The 18,271-nt window shown below is 62.6% G+C and carries 13 protein-coding genes and 4 pseudogenes; 11 read left to right on the top strand and 6 right to left on the bottom strand.

Going from position 1 to position 18,271, the window contains the following annotated elements:
* Positions 1–158: 158 nt before the first annotated feature.
* The 5 genes and pseudogenes from HZB49_RS01910 to HZB49_RS01890 form a co-directional block, all read right to left on the bottom strand.
* Positions 159–413, bottom strand: coding sequence for a hypothetical protein (locus tag HZB49_RS01910; protein WP_021075695.1), 255 nt, complete (start codon positions 411–413; stop codon positions 159–161).
* Between the two features lie 428 nt (positions 414–841).
* Positions 842–1,528: pseudogene (locus tag HZB49_RS01905) on the bottom strand (SOS response-associated peptidase family protein).
* Between the two features lie 151 nt (positions 1,529–1,679).
* Entirely contained in the window at positions 1,680–1,976 is a 297-nt protein-coding gene (locus tag HZB49_RS01900) for a hypothetical protein (protein WP_035649268.1), read from the bottom strand.
* 22 nt (positions 1,977–1,998) lie between these two features.
* Positions 1,999–2,205 (bottom strand): hypothetical protein, encoded by a 207-nt coding sequence (locus HZB49_RS01895; RefSeq protein ID WP_021075698.1) that lies wholly within the window; start codon positions 2,203–2,205, stop codon positions 1,999–2,001.
* A 140-nt stretch (positions 2,206–2,345) separates the two neighbouring features.
* Complete coding sequence (locus HZB49_RS01890; protein ID WP_021075699.1) at positions 2,346–2,627, bottom strand: helix-turn-helix domain-containing protein; 282 nt, start codon at positions 2,625–2,627, stop codon at positions 2,346–2,348.
* A gap of 38 nt (positions 2,628–2,665) precedes the next feature.
* Between HZB49_RS01890 and HZB49_RS01885 the strand changes: the two genes are divergently transcribed.
* The 4 genes from HZB49_RS01885 (at position 2,666) to HZB49_RS01870 (ending at position 5,861) form a co-directional block, all read left to right on the top strand.
* Positions 2,666–3,787, top strand: a complete 1,122-nt coding sequence (locus tag HZB49_RS01885; RefSeq protein ID WP_021075700.1) for an IS630 family transposase — start codon at positions 2,666–2,668, stop codon at positions 3,785–3,787.
* Positions 3,788–3,850: 63 nt separating this feature from the next.
* Positions 3,851–4,078: a hypothetical protein gene (locus HZB49_RS01880; protein ID WP_082770528.1), complete on the top strand. Its 228-nt coding sequence runs from the start codon at positions 3,851–3,853 to the stop codon at positions 4,076–4,078.
* A gap of 422 nt (positions 4,079–4,500) precedes the next feature.
* Positions 4,501–4,683 (top strand): hypothetical protein, encoded by a 183-nt coding sequence (locus HZB49_RS01875; RefSeq protein WP_021075702.1) that lies wholly within the window; start codon positions 4,501–4,503, stop codon positions 4,681–4,683.
* Between the two features lie 137 nt (positions 4,684–4,820).
* Positions 4,821–5,861, top strand: coding sequence for an IS110 family transposase (locus HZB49_RS01870; RefSeq protein WP_021075703.1), 1,041 nt, complete (start codon positions 4,821–4,823; stop codon positions 5,859–5,861).
* A 601-nt stretch (positions 5,862–6,462) separates the two neighbouring features.
* On the opposite strand, the pseudogene HZB49_RS01865 reads toward HZB49_RS01870, so the two are convergent.
* Positions 6,463–6,675: pseudogene (locus HZB49_RS01865) on the bottom strand (hypothetical protein); the annotation flags it as partial.
* 116 nt (positions 6,676–6,791) lie between these two features.
* Between HZB49_RS01865 and HZB49_RS01860 the strand changes: the two are divergent.
* The 7 genes and pseudogenes from HZB49_RS01860 to HZB49_RS01830 form a co-directional block, all read left to right on the top strand.
* Positions 6,792–7,742, top strand: a complete 951-nt coding sequence (locus HZB49_RS01860; protein WP_021075704.1) for a zincin-like metallopeptidase domain-containing protein — start codon at positions 6,792–6,794, stop codon at positions 7,740–7,742.
* A gap of 134 nt (positions 7,743–7,876) precedes the next feature.
* A complete protein-coding gene (locus tag HZB49_RS01855; protein WP_021075705.1) occupies positions 7,877–9,994 on the top strand; it encodes a ParB/RepB/Spo0J family partition protein in 2,118 nt (705 codons plus the stop codon).
* Positions 9,995–10,178: 184 nt separating this feature from the next.
* A pseudogene (locus tag HZB49_RS01850) lies at positions 10,179–14,509 on the top strand (strawberry notch-like NTP hydrolase domain-containing protein).
* The gene (locus HZB49_RS01845) at positions 14,509–15,570 is read left to right on the top strand and encodes a toprim domain-containing protein (RefSeq protein WP_021075708.1); all 1,062 of its coding nucleotides are present in this window, start codon (positions 14,509–14,511) and stop codon (positions 15,568–15,570) included. Before HZB49_RS01850 ends, HZB49_RS01845 begins: the two are co-directional and overlap by 1 nt.
* A gap of 308 nt (positions 15,571–15,878) precedes the next feature.
* Positions 15,879–16,802, top strand: coding sequence for a DUF2493 domain-containing protein (locus HZB49_RS01840; RefSeq protein ID WP_021075709.1), 924 nt, complete (start codon positions 15,879–15,881; stop codon positions 16,800–16,802).
* Between the two features lie 142 nt (positions 16,803–16,944).
* The gene (locus HZB49_RS01835) at positions 16,945–17,427 is read left to right on the top strand and encodes a hypothetical protein (protein ID WP_021075710.1); all 483 of its coding nucleotides are present in this window, start codon (positions 16,945–16,947) and stop codon (positions 17,425–17,427) included.
* Between the two features lie 551 nt (positions 17,428–17,978).
* Positions 17,979–18,137: pseudogene (locus tag HZB49_RS01830) on the top strand (DUF736 family protein); the annotation flags it as partial.
* Positions 18,138–18,271 lie beyond the last annotated feature (134 nt).

Raw genomic sequence — 18,271 nt, 5'->3', positions numbered from 1 at the left:
TGTCCCGCAGTGAATCCTTGTTGGCGTGCCAAATAGGCCAAAACCCCGGCTTGACCGGCCCCCATTTCGCATGCCGCGGCGCCCACCTGGGTTTCGACATCAAGCCTCCTGCCTATCGATACAATCGAGAGCAGTTAAGACATTCAAGTGCTCGGGAACTAGTGTCGCTTCACGCGACTGGTAAGCGGGTCGGCCTTATTATCCAGTATCTTCAGAATCCCGACCGCTTTCAGCCGAGCGCTTCTCATCCATGTCTCGTCGATTCTACCATTGACCACCGCCGCCTCTCCAGCGGCTGCCTTCAACACGGTCTCTATCGCTTGCGCTGCATCGTTGATCGCGACGGCGTACATTTCGTGACCGATTTGATCTTTGTCCTTGGTGACCAAGACCGTCACCATCCAACGCGCCATGTGAATTTCCTGGTTAGCCCGTGAGGGGCGCGTCGGCACATACGATCCGCCATTTCCTAACCAGTTGCGTCCACGGGTTTCAACCGGGATATCGTCGAGCAGCTCACGTTGAAGCCGGAGGCAACTTCCTCCATCCGGCTTCGCCGGAAGCGGGCTCTACTCGCTTCGCTCTCCGAGCCGCCTGCGGCGCCTCGGCCCTTCGGGTACCCTTCTCTACCGATCTCGTCGCTGCATCCGGTCCCGCGTGCCGCCTTCGGTGTCGCTATGCTCATGCTCCTGCGGGGGGCCGTTTTCTGCTGAGGCGATGCGGCATTGGCGCGCTGATCGAGCCTGCGGCCTTAAGGCGAAGCCCGCCCGGCGACGCATGCGTATAACGCGACCAAGACATAGGTGACCTTGCCGTGACGAGCGGCCGCTGGTTTTGCCCGTCATACCGCCGACCCGGGCGGGTCTTCCTTGACACCGCGGGCGACGATCCGCAGCGTCGCGTCGGGTAGAGGCCGCTGCAGCTTTTAGCGCTTCGTCCGAAGGAGCCGTCGTCCAAGTCTCAACCTCTTCCGGCGTCGTCAGGATCACCGGCATCGCCTTCGGGTAGACGGCGCCGATCTCGGCGTTCGGCTCCGTCGTGAGGAATGCGTAGAGGTCATTCGTGGTCTCGCCTTCCTTGACCTTCCGCACGGACGTTCAGTTGATCCAGATGCCGGCGAAGCAGGCGAGGGGACGGGGCTCATCGAGCGCGAACCAGATATCGCCGCCTTCGGCCTTGTTGAACTCACTGAACGAATTGAACGGTACCACGCAGCGGTTTTCGACGCCGAGCCAGCGGGTCCAATGTTTGCTCTTCACGTTGCGGATGTTGGTCGTGCCGTTGTCCGGCTCCATTCTGAGCAATTCATTGAAATCGACGGTCTTGCCCTTGGCCTGCAGTTCTTCGGCCCGCTTTTTAGTGGCGGCCATCAACGCCTTTGATGACGACGGCATTCCCCACCGCGCGGTGGCGAGCTCGCGGCCCTGGCTCCGTTGCGGACGATCGGCGCCTGGTAGTCCGGAAACACCCCCGGCATCGGTGCCAGATTGCCAACGTATCGGTTCACGACGCGAAACGGCGCGATGATGGCAGCCTAGTTTGTCGTGATCGAATAGAGGTTATGCCGACGTCGGCATATAAAGATTGCACATTTCAGCGGTCGCTCTCGGCGGGCAACGACATCGCCAGGCCGCGGCACTTCCCGTGACCGAACACCACTTGGTTTGCATGTCCAGCCGTCACGATGACTTCCTCACCCCGTTCTGTTCAAATGATCGCATCACGATGCCGTCGAGAATCTTGCCGGCAGCGGCCCGAACCTTTCGCTCAGTATCTCGAGGCATCGGTGGCAGCTTTTGGCTCGCCACGAGATCGGTAAGTTCCCTATGTATATCCGTACGGAAGCCACGCGGGTCATCCGCCATTTCCGACAGAAGCTGAAATAGCGTCATGAGCATGAACTGGATCGCCATGTCGGCTCCCATCTGCTCGGCTTGGTCAGCCGTGATGAAAGACCACGTGTTCTGATGTTTCATCGCTATTTCACCACACCTGACCCTATCCTGTGTAGGTCCGAAAGCGTCCGCGCGTGTAGGCATGCGATACGGCGTTCCTCAACTCCGCTATCTCCGATTCCAGGAGATTGTTCGCAATGATTAGCGCGCGAACAGCCGCACGCGGATCGCCGTCGCAGACGGCGATCGCCTGGTCGACGGCGGCTTCAAGACCGTTGTCGTGTTCGTTCGGCTGGGAGACCGAGGACATGGTCTGATCTTGGTTGGCCGTCGATGATGCATGTTCGTATTTTGTTCTCGTGGAGTCAAGTGCGCTGGACCTACTCCCAACGAGGTGGGCCAGGTCGCCTCCGTCGGCCTGATTCGAATTTGCCCGCGGCTAGTGGTTCATCACAGTGATTTTGACGTTTTGATACCGAGCCATTCGAGGATCGGCAGGGTTTCCGGCGGCACGAGGATTTCGATGCTTCTGGGGACGCCGGGTTGACGTCGGATGAAGCCGTTTCGTTCGAGGGTGACGATCATCTGGTGGACCGAAGGCGGGCTGACGCGGAAGTGGCGCTGGATGTCGGCTTCAGCGGGTGGACGTCCGAACATGTGGGCGTAGGTATGGATGAAGGCCAGGTAATAACCCTGCTTCTCGGTGAGGCGCGCGCCTGATTTTTGACTCATCGTTGGATTCGTCCCGGCCTCCGACAAGGAGGCAAAGCATGAATGTACGTTATCGGGTCGAATTGAGCCAAGCCGAGCGCGACGAACTGACGGAGATGCTCGGCAGCGGCAAGAACGCCGCCCGCAAGCTTAAGCGGGCGCAGATTTTACTGGCGGCCGATGGAGGCTGCCGCGACGAGGAGATTGCCCGGACCGTGAGTGTCAGCCTCTCCACCGTCGGCCGGACCAGGCGCCGCTTCGTGGAAGGCAATCTGGAGCGGGCCCTGAGCGAGGAGCCGCGTCCGGGCGCTGAGCGCAAGCTGACCGGCAAGGAGGAAGCCCTGCTGGTGGCGACCGCATGCGCCAAGCCGCCCGCTGGCTGCAAACGCTGGACGCTGACGCTGCTGGCCGACACGATGGTCAAGCTCACCGATCACAACAGTCTGTCGGGCGAGACCGTGCGTCGCCGGCTGGCCGAGAACGACCTCAAGCCGTGGCGCAGGGACATGTGGTGCATTCCCCATGTCGACGGCGAATACGTTGCCCGCATGGAGGACGTGCTCGACCTCTACGCCGAGACGCAGAATCCCGCCCGGCCGCTGGTCTGCTTCGACGAGACCCCCATCCAGCTGATCGGCGAGGTGCGCCAGCCGGTCCCGGCCCAACCGGGACAGCGCGAGCGCTACGATTACGAGTATCGCCGCAACGGCACCGCCAATCTCTTCGTCACCTTCGATCCACATCGGGGCTGGCGCAACGTCAAGGTCACCGACCGCCGCGCCGCCGTGGACTACGCCCACTGCATGCGTGATCTCGTCGACGTCCATTATCCCGACGCCGCCTGCATCCGTGTCGTGCAGGACAATTTGTCGATCCACAAGCCTGGGGCGCTGTATGAGGCCTTCGCGCCCGCCGAGGCCCGGCGCATCCTGCGCCGCCTCGAATTCCACTTCACCCCGAAGCACGCCAGTTGGCTCAATATGGTCGAGTGCGAGATCACCGTGCTACAGCGTCAGTGTCTCGGCCGCCGCATCGACGATCCCAAAAGGCTCCGAAACGAGATCGCAGCATGGCAAAAGAGGCGGAATAAAACCCGAGCCCGCATCAAATGGATGTTCACAACAGACAAAGCCCGCACCAAACTCGGCCGCGCCTATCCAGCCACCGCCAAAGAGTCATAATCACTGTGATGAACCACTAGCATGGTTCTGTGGTAGAAGGAACTTGTGCGGGGGTGTGCATCGATGCCCATCTATCGCCTACTACAAAATTCTCCGCTGGGCCCGGATGAAATAGCGGTTTTGACCAATGCTTATGAGCGCACCTTGCGCAAGCTCAGCTTGGTTGATCGCGGTGATCCCATCGCAGAATTGATCGCCAAAATAGTTATTGAACTTGGTCAGCGCGGCGTTCGCGACGCGAAACAATTATCCCCCTCGCCATTAAAGAGCTTGGCGTCGAATAGGCGGTAGGGGAGCCATGCTATCGGCAGTGATTATGGGTTTGGTCGGACTTGTGGTGGTGATCGGGATTGCCATCCTGATAAGCCATTTCAACGCCCGCGCGTGAACAGTCGCCATCAGAAAGTTAAGACCGCCTCAGCCTGGCCCCTTCGTCGGACAACACGAAGCGCAGATATGATGGCGTTTAGCGCGACGCCAAACGCGGCGGCCGGGGAATCTATGACTTTACCGCGGCTAGATCCGCGCAAACGGAAAGCCCTCCGACTGTTCGGACGACGCAAATGCCCATCGCTGATGAACTCCAGTGCGGCGCGTTCAATCCACAACGACGGTGACCTATCCCCACAGTCGCGCAGGTGGCTCTGGCGTGGTTTGGGCGACTCACGCTAACCCATCAATCTCAACCGCCTCACTGCACCAAAAGGACAAAAATGGTTGCAGCCAACCGTGAACTGCCGGCTTCTGGTTATGCGCTCGAAGTGGACGGCCGACTCAAAACCGAATTTGCAACCAAAGACGGCGCAAGGGCAGGTGGAGAAGAACTAAAGAAACGTTTTCCCATGCTTCAGATCAGGATCTATGACGCGCAGACGAATTCGCGCGAGGAAATTTAGCTCAAGTCTAGGCGGATTCTCTGCTTGTGCGCATCCGCTAGCCGCGGACCGGGCTCTCGTGTTGGGGTGGACGGCCCCCTTCCGCCACACTGCGTGGCAAGATGAGGTCGTCGCTGACCCAAACGAAGGAGCCGCCCGTGGAAACGATTGTTCGCATCGGTTTGGATACGTCAAAGAGCGTATTTCAGTTGCATGGCGTTGACGGGACCGAGCAGCCGGTTTTACGGCGTAAGTTGAGGCGCGGACAGGTTTTGGAGTTCTTCAGTCGTTTGCCGCCTGCGCTTGTCGCGATGGAGGCGTGCGGGGCATCGCACTATTGGGCGCGGGAGTTGCAATCGCTCGGGCACGAGGTGGTGATGATCCCGCCGCAATATGTCAAACCGTATGTGCAGCGCGGGAAATCCGACGCTGCGGACGCCGAGGCAATTTGCGAGGCGGCAAGCCGGCCGAAACTGCGCAAAAACTTTGTGCCTATCAAAAGCCCCGAGCAGCAGGGCGCACAGATGGTGGCGCGCGTGCGCAACCAGTTCATCGGTAGGCGGACCCAGCTCGCCAACTCGATCCGCGGCTATGCCGCGGAATTCGGCTTTACAGCGCCCAAGGGACTTTCGCGGCTTCAACAATTGCTGATCGACATTCAGGCTGACGCGACAGTCCCGGAGTTGACGAAGGAGTTGGTGGACGCTTTGGCAACAGAACTGACGCGCGTCGATGACCAGATCGCCAAGCTCGACAAGAAGCTCATGCAACTACACCGGAGTAACGAGATGAGCCGACGGCTGGCGGCTATTCCGGGCGTTGGTCCGATCGGCGCGACGCTGCTGTCGATCAAGGTCGTGGATGCACGCGCGTTCAAGTCGGCAAGAAATTTTGCCGCCTGGCTTGGCCTGACACCAAAGAATCACTCGACGGCCGGAAAGAACCGGCTTGGCGTGATTACACGCGCCGGTGACGGCATGTTGCGAACCGTTTTGGTGGCCGGCGCGACGGCTGTGATCGCAGATATGCGCCGACGGGAAAGTCGCTCCTGGCCTTGGCTGAAAGACATCATCGCACGCAAGCCGCCGAAGCTGGTGGCCATAGCGTTGGCAAACAAGCTGGCGCGGATCGCCTGGAAACTGATGGTCAGCGGCGAGCGGTACCGACCTGCAAGCAACGTCATGCCGATGCCGACATAGACTTGAACGAAATGCAGAGCTTGGCGCCAGACCGGCAGGTTTGACGCTGGGGGCGGAACTTGCAGGACAGGAAGAGGTGGTACGTTCGGCGCGAGCCGGTCAGTGAAATGCTCCGCTCGGTTTACCGGCAGAAAATGCCGCTCTCGTGTTTGGATCTCACTGTCCGCGAAGCCCATCTTGGCCAGTGGTCGCAAGACCTGAAAACAGGCCGGACATATGAGCGCAAGCGATCCGAGCATGCTGCCAGAGCCAATCCTTGCAAGTCGGGGGCCGTCCACATATGAACCGAGCCGCTGACGCTTCTCGGCCGTCCCGGCTTCGATCCCTTGCGCGATACGGTGTCGCTCGCCGGAGGCTCTCGCGTTAGGGGCCGCCGGCATTGCATGCCGGCGCCGCTATCACTGCCCCGAACGCGGGTGCCTTGTTAACCGGTCTCGCGACTGCAGTCGCCTCGGTGCCCGCGGGCATTGCATGCCCGCGTCGCTATCACTGCCCCTTCGTCGGCTGCCTTCTCTCTTGCCTCCGCTGCGCTTCGGCCTCAAAGGGACGGCGCTGACCAGTCGTATGGCAACTCTGCGCGTGCCAACGGTGTGCTCGGTTCTTCGGTTCGAGGGTGGCGTGGCTGCCAAGCCAATTGTATTGGGGTCGTCGCGGGGCGTCGGCCCGCCTTGGCGCATTTGCGGCGGCGCAGCCGGCTGGCGAGATCGTGCACGAAGGTGGCCGGCGGATGCTTCACCGCCGCGAGGTTGACCTCGCTCGGCGTCTTGCAGCGCGCGCACCTGATCTCAAGCCAGGGGTGGCCTCCATTTACGGCGAATGCGCGCTCCGTGTCCCCGTCACCGTCGCGGAGAGTGAGAGTGCGGGCCGGGTCCGACGCGACGGGTTGAAGATCGGGGGAGAGGCCTCCGGCGCCCGTCGCGGAGAACCGCGATGTCTGGACATACCGCCCGAGTTCGTGCCGGCAACGACCGAACGAGCCTTTACACCGAAATCACTGACAAGATCATAGCCGAGCTGGAGGCCGGCCGTTTTCCGTGGGTTCAGCCCTGGGGGACGGCGTCGATCAAGGCGCCGCTCGCGATGCCGCGCAACGCGTCGACGCAGCGCGGATATTCCGGGATTAACGTGCTGATCCTATGGGGTGCCGTTATCGAGCACGGCTTTTCGGGACAGAGCTGGCTTACCTTCCGCCAGGCACTCCGGCTCGGCGGCCATGTCAGAAAGGGCGAGCGGGGAACGACCGTCGTCTATGCCGATCGCTTCACCCCAGACGACGAACGTCGGCGCGCCACGGAGGCCGGCGAGGAGCCGGGTGCCATCCCGTTTCTCAAGCGCTTTACCGTCTTTAACACGGATCAATGCGATGGCTTGCCCGAGGATGTCGCTGCTTTGGTGGTCCCGCCGCCACCAGGCCAGATTGAGCCGCGAGCCGAGGCCTTGATCGCGGCGACCGGCGCGGATTTCCGCATCGGCGGTGCGCGCGCCTACTACAACACGACGGGCGATTTCGTACAGGTGCCGCCGCCGGCTGCCTATTTCGAACCGATCAACTGGCACCGGACCGCTTTCCATGAGCTCGGTCATTGGACCGGCCAGGCATCCCGCCTCAACCGCGACCACACCGGTTCGTTCGGCTCAAAATCATACGCGCGCGAAGAGCTGGTCGCCGAAATGGCGGGTGCCTTCGTTTGTGCCTCGCTCGGTATCGTGCCGACCGTGCGCCACGCTGACTACATCGGTTCCTGGCTGGAGGTGCTGCGCGAGGATAATCGCGCCGTCGTCCGTGCGGCGAGCGCGGCATCGAAGGCCGCCGATTTCCTGCTCGGCTTTCTGCCGCCCGCGATCGATTCCGTGGTTGGGGGCAGCGAGGAAGCTGCATGACGGATCCGCACGCTGTGCCCGTATCTGTCCTCAGTTGATGCTGCGCGTCAGAGAGTGAGAGGCGTGCCGGCTTGTCTGTGACGGGAAGGAGGTCGGGAGAGAGTCTTTCGGCCGCCCGTCATGGAGAATCCGACATGGCATGCGTCGTCCAGAAGATCAAACTCAGTCCCTCCCGCGATATTCCCTTCAACAAGCTGGTGCTGAGCCAGTCCAACGTCCGGCGCGTAGAGGCCGGCGTCTCGATCGAACAACTGGCAGAGAGCATCGCTCAGCGCACGCTGCTACAAAGCCTGAGCGTTCGTGCGGTCGTTGACGCCGACGGCCAGGAGACCGGTATGTTCGAGGTGCCCGCCGGCGGACGCCGTTACCGCGCGCTCGAACTGCTGGTCAAGCAGAAGCGTATGGCGAAGACGCAACCTGTCCCCTGTGTCATCCGGGATGGCGGTATCGCCGAGGACGATTCCCTCGCCGAAAATGACGAGCGGGTCGGACTGCATCCGCTCGATCAGTTCCGCGCGTTCAAGCTGCTACATGACGGCGGCATGAGCGAAGAGGATATCGCCGCGCGGCACTTCGTCTCGCCGGCGATCGTCAAGCAGCGCCTTCGTCTGGCGTCAGTCTCGCCGAAGTTGCACGACGTCTATGCTGACGATGGTATGACACTCGAACAGTTGATGGCATTCTCGGTCACGTCCGACCAGGCGCGTCAGGAGCAGGTCTGGGACAACATCAGCAGATCCGGCAATGACGAGCCATATCAGATCCGGAGGATGCTGACGGAGAACACCGTGCGCGCTTCCGACCGTCGCGCCCAGTTCATCGGACTGGATGCCTACGAGCAGGCCGGCGGCGCCGTGATGCGGGATCTGTTCGCGCACGACGATGGCGGATGGTTGCAGGATGTGCCGTTGCTTGATCGTCTCGTTACCGAAAAACTCAAAGTCGAGGCCGAAACGATCGCCAAGGAGGGCTGGAAATGGATCTCAGTCGCCGTGGACTTTCCCTACGGCCATGCTAGCGGCATGCGTGAGCTAGAGGGCAAACCTGTCGATCTCTCACCTGAGGAGCAGGCCACCATCGACGCCCTCAACGCCGAGCAGGCGAAGCTTGAATCCGACTACCAGGATGCCGACGAATTGCCCGAGGAGGTCGATCAGCGTCTCGGCGAAATCGAGCAGGCTTTGATGGCATTCGAAGACCGGCCGGTGCTCTACGATCCGACAGAGATCGCCCGAGCTGGTGTCTTCATCAGCATCGATTCCGAGGGACGCCTTTCCGTGGACCGGGGTTACGTCCGGCCAGAGGACGACGTGCCGGCAACTGATGCTGATATCGAGCAGAGCGCCGATCCGTCGTCGACCGGAGGGCAGGAGGCAGGTGCTTGCATTCGGCGAGCGGTGATCGCGGTTGCAGGCAGCGCTGCTGATGCCGACGAAGATGATGAGGATGCGGCCAAGCCTTTGCCGGATCGGCTCATCACAGAGCTGACGGCGCATCGTACGCTGGCGCTGCGGGACGCGCTGGCAGAAAGTCCTGCGATCGCGTTCCAGGCAGTGTTGCACAACTTTGTGCTGACTGCCTTTTACCGGTTCGCATCATCAGGAAGCTGCCTTGAGATCGGGCTTCACACGCCGACCTTTCCCGCCCAAGCCCCTGGCTTAAGGGAAAGCGCGTCCGCGAAGGCCGTCGAGGCGCGGCATGAGTCCTGGAAAGCACGGCTGCCGAAGAGCGAGAAAGATCTGTGGGACGCACTCACAGCCCTCGATGGCGGTGCGCAAGCGTCTCTGTTCGCTCACTGTGCGTCATTTGCGGTCAACGCCCTCTATGAGCCGGCCAACCGCTACAATCAGGGTCGCGTCTCCGCTCACGCCGTCCGCACGCGGCTCGACCAGGCCGACGTGCTGGCCCGCGCGGTGGGCCTCGACATGGTCCAGGCTGGCTGGAGACCCACTGTCGACAATTATCTCGGCCGGGTCACCAAGCCTCGCATTTTGGAGGCGGTGCGGGAGGCAAGGGGCGAGTCTTCCGCGCAGCTGATCGACCACCTGAAGAAGGCCGACATGGCCAAGGAGGCCGAGCGCCTTCTCGATGGTTCGGGCTGGTTACCGGAGCCGCTGCGTCTCGTCGACCCCGCCGCGTCGCCAGCGGAAGAGGAGGGTGAAGCGGGTCCGCTGCCCGATTTCCTCGCCGACGAGGAGGAAGGGGAGAACGCCGGCGACGATGATCCGCAACAGCTCGATGCGGCTGAGTGACATCACAGAGCGGGATGGCTCCGGCTGTCCCGCAGTTTTGGGGACCGGTGCAGAGCGCCGGTCCCCTTTTTATTGGCGATGGCTGAGAGGTAGAGGCGGGCCGGGAAGGGTTTTGAGTCGCCGCGGTCTTAAAGGAGAGCGCCGAGCGGTTCAGCCCATTCCTGCTCTCCCGAGAAATCCTCCCATGACCGAATCTCTCGCCGGCGGCGCCGTCGCGCCGCTCTCGATCCGTGCCACCGCAGTTGTCGCCTCGAGTGTCATCAGGGCTGCGCGACAGCTTTTGACCGATCTCGAGCGCAGCCGCCGGATCGATGCCGCTGTCCTGCGCGGCGCCATGGAGGCTGCCTTCGGCGCCTCCGATGCGACCGGGGTCTGGAACTGGAAGACGGCCTACAACGCCTGCGAGGCGGCGACCGTCCTGTTGCTAAGGCGATATGGCGCCGTCATGCGCACCAAGGCGACGTCGCCAGCCGCGATGCTGCCGATGCTGATGAGGATCGCGAGCCTCCTTCCGACTCAGACACGCCGATCTGTGGAGAGTGAATCCCTCCAGCAGTTCTCCACTCCTATCGGGCTGGCGTTTGTAGCCAGCCGAGCGGCCGCGATCACGCCTACTGACGTCGTTCTCGAACCTTCAGCTGGCACCGGCCTTCTCGCCATCCTGGCCGAACTTGACGGCGCCTCCCTGGTCCTTAACGAGTTCGCCGAGAGCCGTGCTGGCATTCTCGCGCAGCTGTTTCCCGGCGCCTCCACGACCCAGTTTGACGCCGCTCACATTAACGACCACCTCGATGCCGGCATCGTGCCTGATGTCGTGCTGATGAACCCGCCGTTCTCGGCTGCGGTCCATGTCGATCGACAGATGCGAGAGGCGGCACTGCGTCACATCGGATCCGCCCTGGCTCGACTTCCCGAAGGCGGACGGCTGGTTACCATCACAGGCGCAAACGTCGCGCCCGACAATCCCGCATGGACCTGTTCCTTCAAGCGGCTGCAAGAACAAGGCCGTGTCGTATTCTCGGCGGCAATTGACGGCGCCGTCTATGCCAAGCACGGCACCAACGTCGACACCCGTCTGACCGTTATCGATCGAGTCCCGGCTGACGACGTCGCCTCGTTCCCAGTATCTCCCGGCATTGCGCCCGATCTGCCGACTTTGCTCGGCTGGGTCCAACAGCACGTGCCGCCGCGTCGTCCAATGGCTGGCACAGCGGCTGGCGTGGTGCCGGCAATTGCCAGCCCTGCAACGCCTCGAACAGTACGTGCCTACGTCGCTCAGCGCCAGTCGGCTGCAGCCGTGCCGGCAATTGCTCCCGTGGCGACCGAAGTCGCCTACGAGCCGGTGGATTGGACGCCCACGGATGGCGGCAGCATCACCGATTCGCTTTATGAGGCTTACACACTGCAGTCGATCCGTATTCCAGGCGCGCAACCGCATCCCACAAAGCTCGTGCAGTCCGCCGCGATGGCTTCCGTCGCACCGCCGGAGCCGTCCTACCGGCCGCACCTGCCGGCTAACGTCATATCGGATGGCATCCTATCCGATGCCCAACTCGAGAGCATCATCTACGCCGGCGAGGCGCATTCCGCGTTTCTCGCAGCGCCTGGACAGTCGATGCGACTTTTGACGTCGTGGCGGCCGCGCGCGACGACGCGGAAAATGCCGTTCGCTTTCGCCGGGGCTGGTTCCTGGGCGATGGCACTGGCGCGGGGAAGGGCCGGCAGGTCGCCGGCATCCTGCTCGACAACTGGCTGAAAGGTCGCCGCCGCGCGGTCTGGATCAGCAAGTCCGACAAGCTCATTGAGGATGCGCAACGCGACTGGTCGGCGCTTGGGATGGAGCGGCTCCTCGTCACGCCGCTTTCCCGTTTCCGGCAGGGCACGCCAATCCGGCTCACGGAAGGCATCCTATTTACCACCTACGCCACGCTGCGGACCGACGAGCGCGGCGAGAAACTTTCGCGCGTGAGGCAGATCGTCGAATGGTTGGGCTCCGATTTTGACGGAGTGATCGTCTTCGACGAGAGCCACGCCATGCAAAATGCGGTTGGTGGCAAGGGCGAACGCGGCGACCAGGCGGCCTCTCAGCAGGGGCGTGCGGGCCTCAGGCTCCAGCACGCCTTGCCGAATGCGCGGGTGGTCTACGTCTCCGCGACTGGCGCCACCACGGTACACAACCTCGCCTATGCCCAGCGTCTCGGCCTATGGGGCGGCGAGGATTTTCCGTTCGCGACCCGGGCCGAGTTCGTCGAGGCGATCGAGGAGGGCGGGGTTGCAGCGATGGAAGTGCTGGCGCGCGACCTCAAGGCGCTTGGACTCTATGCCGCTCGCTCGCTGTCCTATGAGGGTGTCGAATACGAACTGGTCGAGCACCAGCTCACAGCGGAGCAGGTCCGCATCTATGATGCCTATGCCGGTGCATTCAGCATCATCCATAACAACCTCGAGGCGGCGATGCGGGCCGCTAACATCACGGGCGAGACCGGCACGCTGAATGGACAGGCAAAGTCCGCGGCCCGGTCCGCCTTCGAAAGCGCCAAACAGCGCTTCTTCGGCCATCTCTTGACCTCGATGAAGACGCCATCGTTGATCCGCTCGATCGAGCGCGATCTCGACGCCGGCCACGCTGCCGTCATTCAGATCGTCTCGACGGGCGAGGCCCTCATGGAGCGACGGCTCGCCGAGATCCCGACCGAGGAGTGGGGTGACGTCCAGGTTGACATCACCCCTCGCGAATATGTCCTCGACTATCTCGCCCATTCCTTCCCGGTTCAGCTCTACGAGCCTTTCACTGACTCGGAGGGAAACCTCTGCTCCCGGCCCGTCTATCGGGACGGCCAGCCGGTCGAAAGCCGGGAGGCTGTCGTACGCCGCGACAGCCTCATCGAGAAGCTCGCGTCATTGTCGCCGGTGCCCGGCGCGCTCGACCAGATCGTTCAGCGATTTGGGACGGACATGGTGGCCGAGGTCACGGGCCGCTCGCGCCGCGTGATCCGCAAGGGCCAGCGTCTCATCGTTGAGAACCGTGCGGCATCGGCGAATCTCGCCGAGACCACGGCGTTCATGGACGACGTCAAGCGCATCCTCGTGTTCTCCGACGCGGGCGGCACGGGCAGGAGCTACCATGCCGAGTTGTCGGCGCTGAATCGCAGGTTGCGTGTTCATTACCTGCTCGAACCCGGCTGGAAGGCGGATGCCGCCATCCAGGGCCTCGGCCGCACGAACCGGACCAATCAGGCGCAGCCGCCGCTATTTCGGCCGGTCGCGACAGACGTGAAGGCGGAGAAGCGCTTCCTCTCCACGATCGCTCGCCGCCTCGACACATTGGGCGCCATCACCCGGGGTCAGCGCCAGACCGGAGGGCAGGGCCTGTTCCGGCCCGAGGACAACCTCGAAAGCCAGTATGGCCGTGATGCATTGCGCCAGCTCTACATGCTGCTGGCGCGCGGCAAGGTCGAGGGCTGCTCGCTTGAGAGATTCGAAGATGCGACCGGACTGAAGCTTATGGATGCCAACGGGCTCAAAGATGAGCTTCCGCCGATCACGACCTTCCTGAACAGGCTGCTGGCGCTCACTATCCAACTGCAGAATATTCTGTTCACCGCCTTCGAGCAGCTACTGACCGCCCGTATCGAAGGCGCGATCGCATCGGGTACCTACGACATCGGACTGGAAACCCTCCGTGCTGAAAGCTTTGTCGTCACTGATCGGCGAACGATCTATACACATCCGGTGACGGGCGCCGAGACCCGGCTCCTCACGATCACTCAGCGCCAGCGCAATCATCCTGTAAGCCTGGATGATGCCCTCGACCGCCTGTCGGATCAGCGTGCTGTCCCGCTGATCAATGAGCGCTCCGGACGAGCCGCCGTGCAGGTCCCAGCCCCGAGCTTCATGCTCGATGATGGCGAGATCGAACGACGCGTCCGGTTGATCCGGCCAATGGAGCAGCACAGCCTCCCCCTGAAGATGATGGCGGAAAGCCATTGGGTTGAAGCCGATCGCGAACGCTTCGCCGCGGCCTGGCAGGTAGAGCTTGCCGAGGTGGCCGAGTTCACCGAAAGCACGATCCACATCGTGGCGGGCTTGTTGCTGCCGATCTGGAAGCGGCTGCCGAACGAGTCGACGCGGGTCTATCGGCTGCAGACGGATGCTGGCGAACGCGTCATCGGCCGCAAGGTCTCGGCAGCCTGGGTCGCGAATGTCCTTGCCGTTGACGAGCCCAAGCTCGCGACCGACAAGGCCTTTGCCGCGCTGATGGAGGGGAGGACGGTCCTTGAGCTCGCCGAAGGCCTCCAGCTCCGCCGTGTCCGGGTCATGGACGCATATCGCATCGAACTTTCTGGATTCAACGACGCGATGCGCGACCGGCTGCGCGCGTACGGCCTGTTCGGGGAGATCATCACCTGGAAGCTACGCATGTTCGTGCCAACTGACACTGATGGCATCGAAGTCCTGGCGAAGGTGCTCGACCACTACCCAATCGAGCGCATCGCCGAACGGGAGGCTGCGTGATGGCCCGCGACGCCTCCGAACTGGCACACTGCCTCGCGCGCGAAGCCGAAGCGGTGTGCCGTTATTATCTCTCCAACGGCAGGCGCCAGGGGCGGTACTGGCTGGTTGGCGACGTGCACAATACGCCGGGCCGCTCGATGTTCGTGCGGCTCCAGGACTCACCGAAGGGACCCGCTGGCAAATGGACGGATGCCGCAACCGGCGAGCATGGCGATCTCCTCGACATCGTCAGGGAAAGCCTTGGTCTTCCTGACTTCCGCGCCGTCGCCGAGGAGGCAAGACGCTTTCTCAAGCTACCCCGGGCTAAACCGGAAGGTGCCTCAAAACCGGCTCGCCCCATCACCGCGGTTGGCTCACAAGAGGCCGCAAGACGGCTGTTTGCGATCTCAGGTCCGATTGAGGGTACCGTCGTTGAGACTTATTTGCACCGTCGCGGAATAGCCCGCGTGTACCATGGTGGCAGCCTGCGCTTCCATCCGCGCTGCTACTACCGGCCTGACGAGCATTTGCCGACCGAGACCTGGCCGGCAATGATCGCTGCCGTCACCGACCTCGATGGCGGGATCACCGGCGTGCACCGCACCTGGCTCGATCCGGACGGCTTTGATCGCGTTCGGCTCGGCAAGGCACCGGTCGACACGCCACGACGAGCCATGGGCGACCTGCTCGGTAACGCAGTTCGTTTCGGTGTGGCTGACGACGACGTGCTTGTCGCCGGCGAAGGCATCGAGACCATGCTATCGCTACGCTGTGTGCTTCCGACGTTGCCGATGGCCGCTGCGCTTTCAGCCAATCACCTCTCGGCCATGCTGCTGTCGTCGAGTTTGCGCCGGCTCTATATCGCCCGCGACGCCGATGCTGCCGGAGACGCGGTCCGGGCAATCCTGACGCAGCGCGCAGCAGCCGCCGGCATCGAAGCCATCACGTTGTCGCCCCGGCTTGGTGATTTCAACGAGGATCTCTACATCTTCGGCCTCGATGCTCTCCGTACGGCTTTGCGGATGCAACTCGTACCAGAGGACGTCTCCCGCTTCCTGCTCTTGTCGACCGCTGTCGCATAGGCGCGTTTTGTTTCGACGCCGACAGCTCGGTCGAGGCGGTGCCAATGCCGAAGAGGCGCGCGACCTCGGCCTTCTAGAGGGCGATCGGACGGCAAGCGGCCCGGGCCGCCAATGGCTGCGGTGCGGCTATTTTCCGCCGGCCCTGCGGGCCTTTGCATCGCGAAGCAAAATAGCCGCACCTCTGCCATCCTCCGCTGGCGCTTCGGCCCTCCGCTTCGCTTTCGGGTTCTGGCCCGCTCCGCCCGCCGCCTGAGTGATCGCCACGAAGGCCGCGATGGGCGCGGCCGATCCGGCAAAGGACCTCTTCCATGACCGACCATGACGACATCGAACCGCCGCACGCCGCCTCTGCAACCGACCACGTCCTCAGCGAATTGCAGCTCTTCGGCTACCGTCCATTTGACGATGAGCCAGATCCGAGACCGCTACCCGAGGGCAAGATGATCGCCGGCGCAGTCGCCGATATCTTCGACGCCTTGGTTGCCACCTTGAGCGATACGCGGCTCGAGCCGGACCTTAGCGATTTGCTCTGGTCGACCGTCAACCTGTTCCATCGTGCCGCGGACCGAATTGATCGCCATCTCGATGACAACGAACAGGCTCAACGCAAGAGCCAGCGCGAGCAGAATGGTTCGGAAGTACGATCGGTCGAACTCGAGCGCCTGACGGCCGAAGGCATCACACTGATCGAGCGCCGCAACTGCCTGGAGCTGTTCCGCGATCAGGCCATCGAGCACTTTGAGCTCCACACCGGTTCACCCTGGCGCCCCCGCTCGGGTTCGCTTGTCAACCATCGCACGCTCACGGCGGCAATGATCGACTCCCGGGATTTCATCGCAGCCAAGCGCCGCGCAGAGACCGAGGTCTTGTTGCCACCTGGGCCCAAGATCGCACTCACTGGCGGCCTCGACTTCAACGACCACACCTTGATCTGGGATCGTCTCGACAAGGTTCACGCCAAGCATCCGGACATGGTCCTGATCCATGGCGGCTCACCAAAGGGTGCCGAACTGATCGCCTCCAAATGGGCGACCAACCGGAAGGTTCCACAGATCGCCTTCAAGCCGGACTGGACCAAGCACGCCAAGGCGGCGCCATTCAAGCGCAACGACGCCATGCTCGAACTCGTGCCGATCGGCGTCATGCATTTCCCGGGCACGGGAATCCAGGACAACCTGGCCGACAAGGCGAAACGACTCGGCATTCCCGTTTGGAAATTTGGCGGCGCGTGAGCGCCGCCTTGCCACCTTCCGAACCACCAAGGCGGAGTTGCAAGCGCCGCAACTCCGCCTCGTTTCGGTTGCATATCCAGAATCGCGCCGCGGTGGTGGTGGAAGGCGCGACCGTTACTCCTTTGCATACGGAGCCACCACCATGATCGCCCTTGGACTTGTCCTCAACACCGTCGGCATCGGCTTGTTCTGCTGGCTGATCTTGACGCTGGCCGTGTACGCTTTGCCGTTTTTTGTCGCCGTCAGCGCCGGGGTGGCGGCATTTCATAGCGGCGCCGGCATCCTCGGTGCGCCGCTCGTCGGCATTGTCGCCGGCGGCGTGACGCTCGCGATTGGACAGACCGCATTCGCGATCGCGCGGTTTCCGATCTTGCGTGCAGCCATAGCGGCCGCCTTCGCCTTCCCAGCCGCGATTGCTGGCTATCATGTGGTCTTCGCGATGTCGCAACTCGGGATGCCCTCGCTGGCATGGCGTGAGGTCTTCGCGTGCCTCGGCGCGGTCTTTATCGGTGGTACGGCGTGGACACGGTTGGCTGTCCTTGCGGAGCCCCGTCCATTGGAGTCGGGCAGGGTCGTGCCAAGCGCATCTCCGGCGGGTCTTTCTGCCGCTACGCACGACGGATAGTCCCTCTCCACCTGCCTCCTCGATCAGATTCGCGCAGATCGGAGCGTTGAAGGAGGGATCGTCGAACTCGAGCGAACGTAAGCGTTCCTTCGTGCGGAGCCCATAGCGAGCTGCGTCATCTCGGCCCGGCCCATATAGTTGCGATGGTGAGGCCCTTCGGTCGCGGCTATTTGTCGTCTGACAATTCCGCCGTTTCCTGCATGTCGTTTCTTTCTCTACGCCTGGAAATTCCGACTTCTTGCACATTCGAACCGAAATTGGCCAAGTCTTCTCCCCAGGTCGTGGTTCAGCACGCGGACGCACGTGGCCTCTTTGATGGCTTGATCTGGCCGAAGACCGGCTGCGCCTCGATCGTCTGAGCCGCAACGCCGTCGCTCAAGACTTTCTTCCCCTGGGCTACGCCCATTCCTCGCGAGGCAAGAAAGTCTTTACGACGTCGTCCTCCGCTTCGCTCCGGCCCGCAACCGGGTGCGTCGCCGATCGTCCTCGGCCTGTCCATCGCCATCGAGGCCGCGGTGGTCGCGGGCTCGAAACACAACAGGAGAAGTGACATGGCTAACATCGGTTCTTTCAAGAAGGTCGGCAACGATTTCCAGGGCGAGATCATCACCCTCAGTCTGCAGGCCAAGGGCGTCCGCATCGTCGCCGAGCAGAACCGCTCCTCTAACGAGAACGCGCCCAGCCACCGCGTCTTTGTGGGCCGGGCCGATTATGCGAAGCGTGGCGTTATGCGGAGTGGTGGCGTCTGAGTGCAGGTTTTCCGCGGGTTTCGGGACCGCCGCGCTCCGCATAATATCGTGAGAGAAGCAGCGGCGCCTCGCGCAGGGCGAGGCGCCGCAAGCTT

Source organism: Bradyrhizobium sp. (assembly GCF_016219575.1).
Taxonomy (GTDB): Bacteria; Pseudomonadota; Alphaproteobacteria; order Rhizobiales; family Xanthobacteraceae; genus Bradyrhizobium.
The sequence above is the reverse complement of the archived record's forward strand: the minus strand, read 5'-3'. Positions and strand labels throughout refer to the sequence as shown.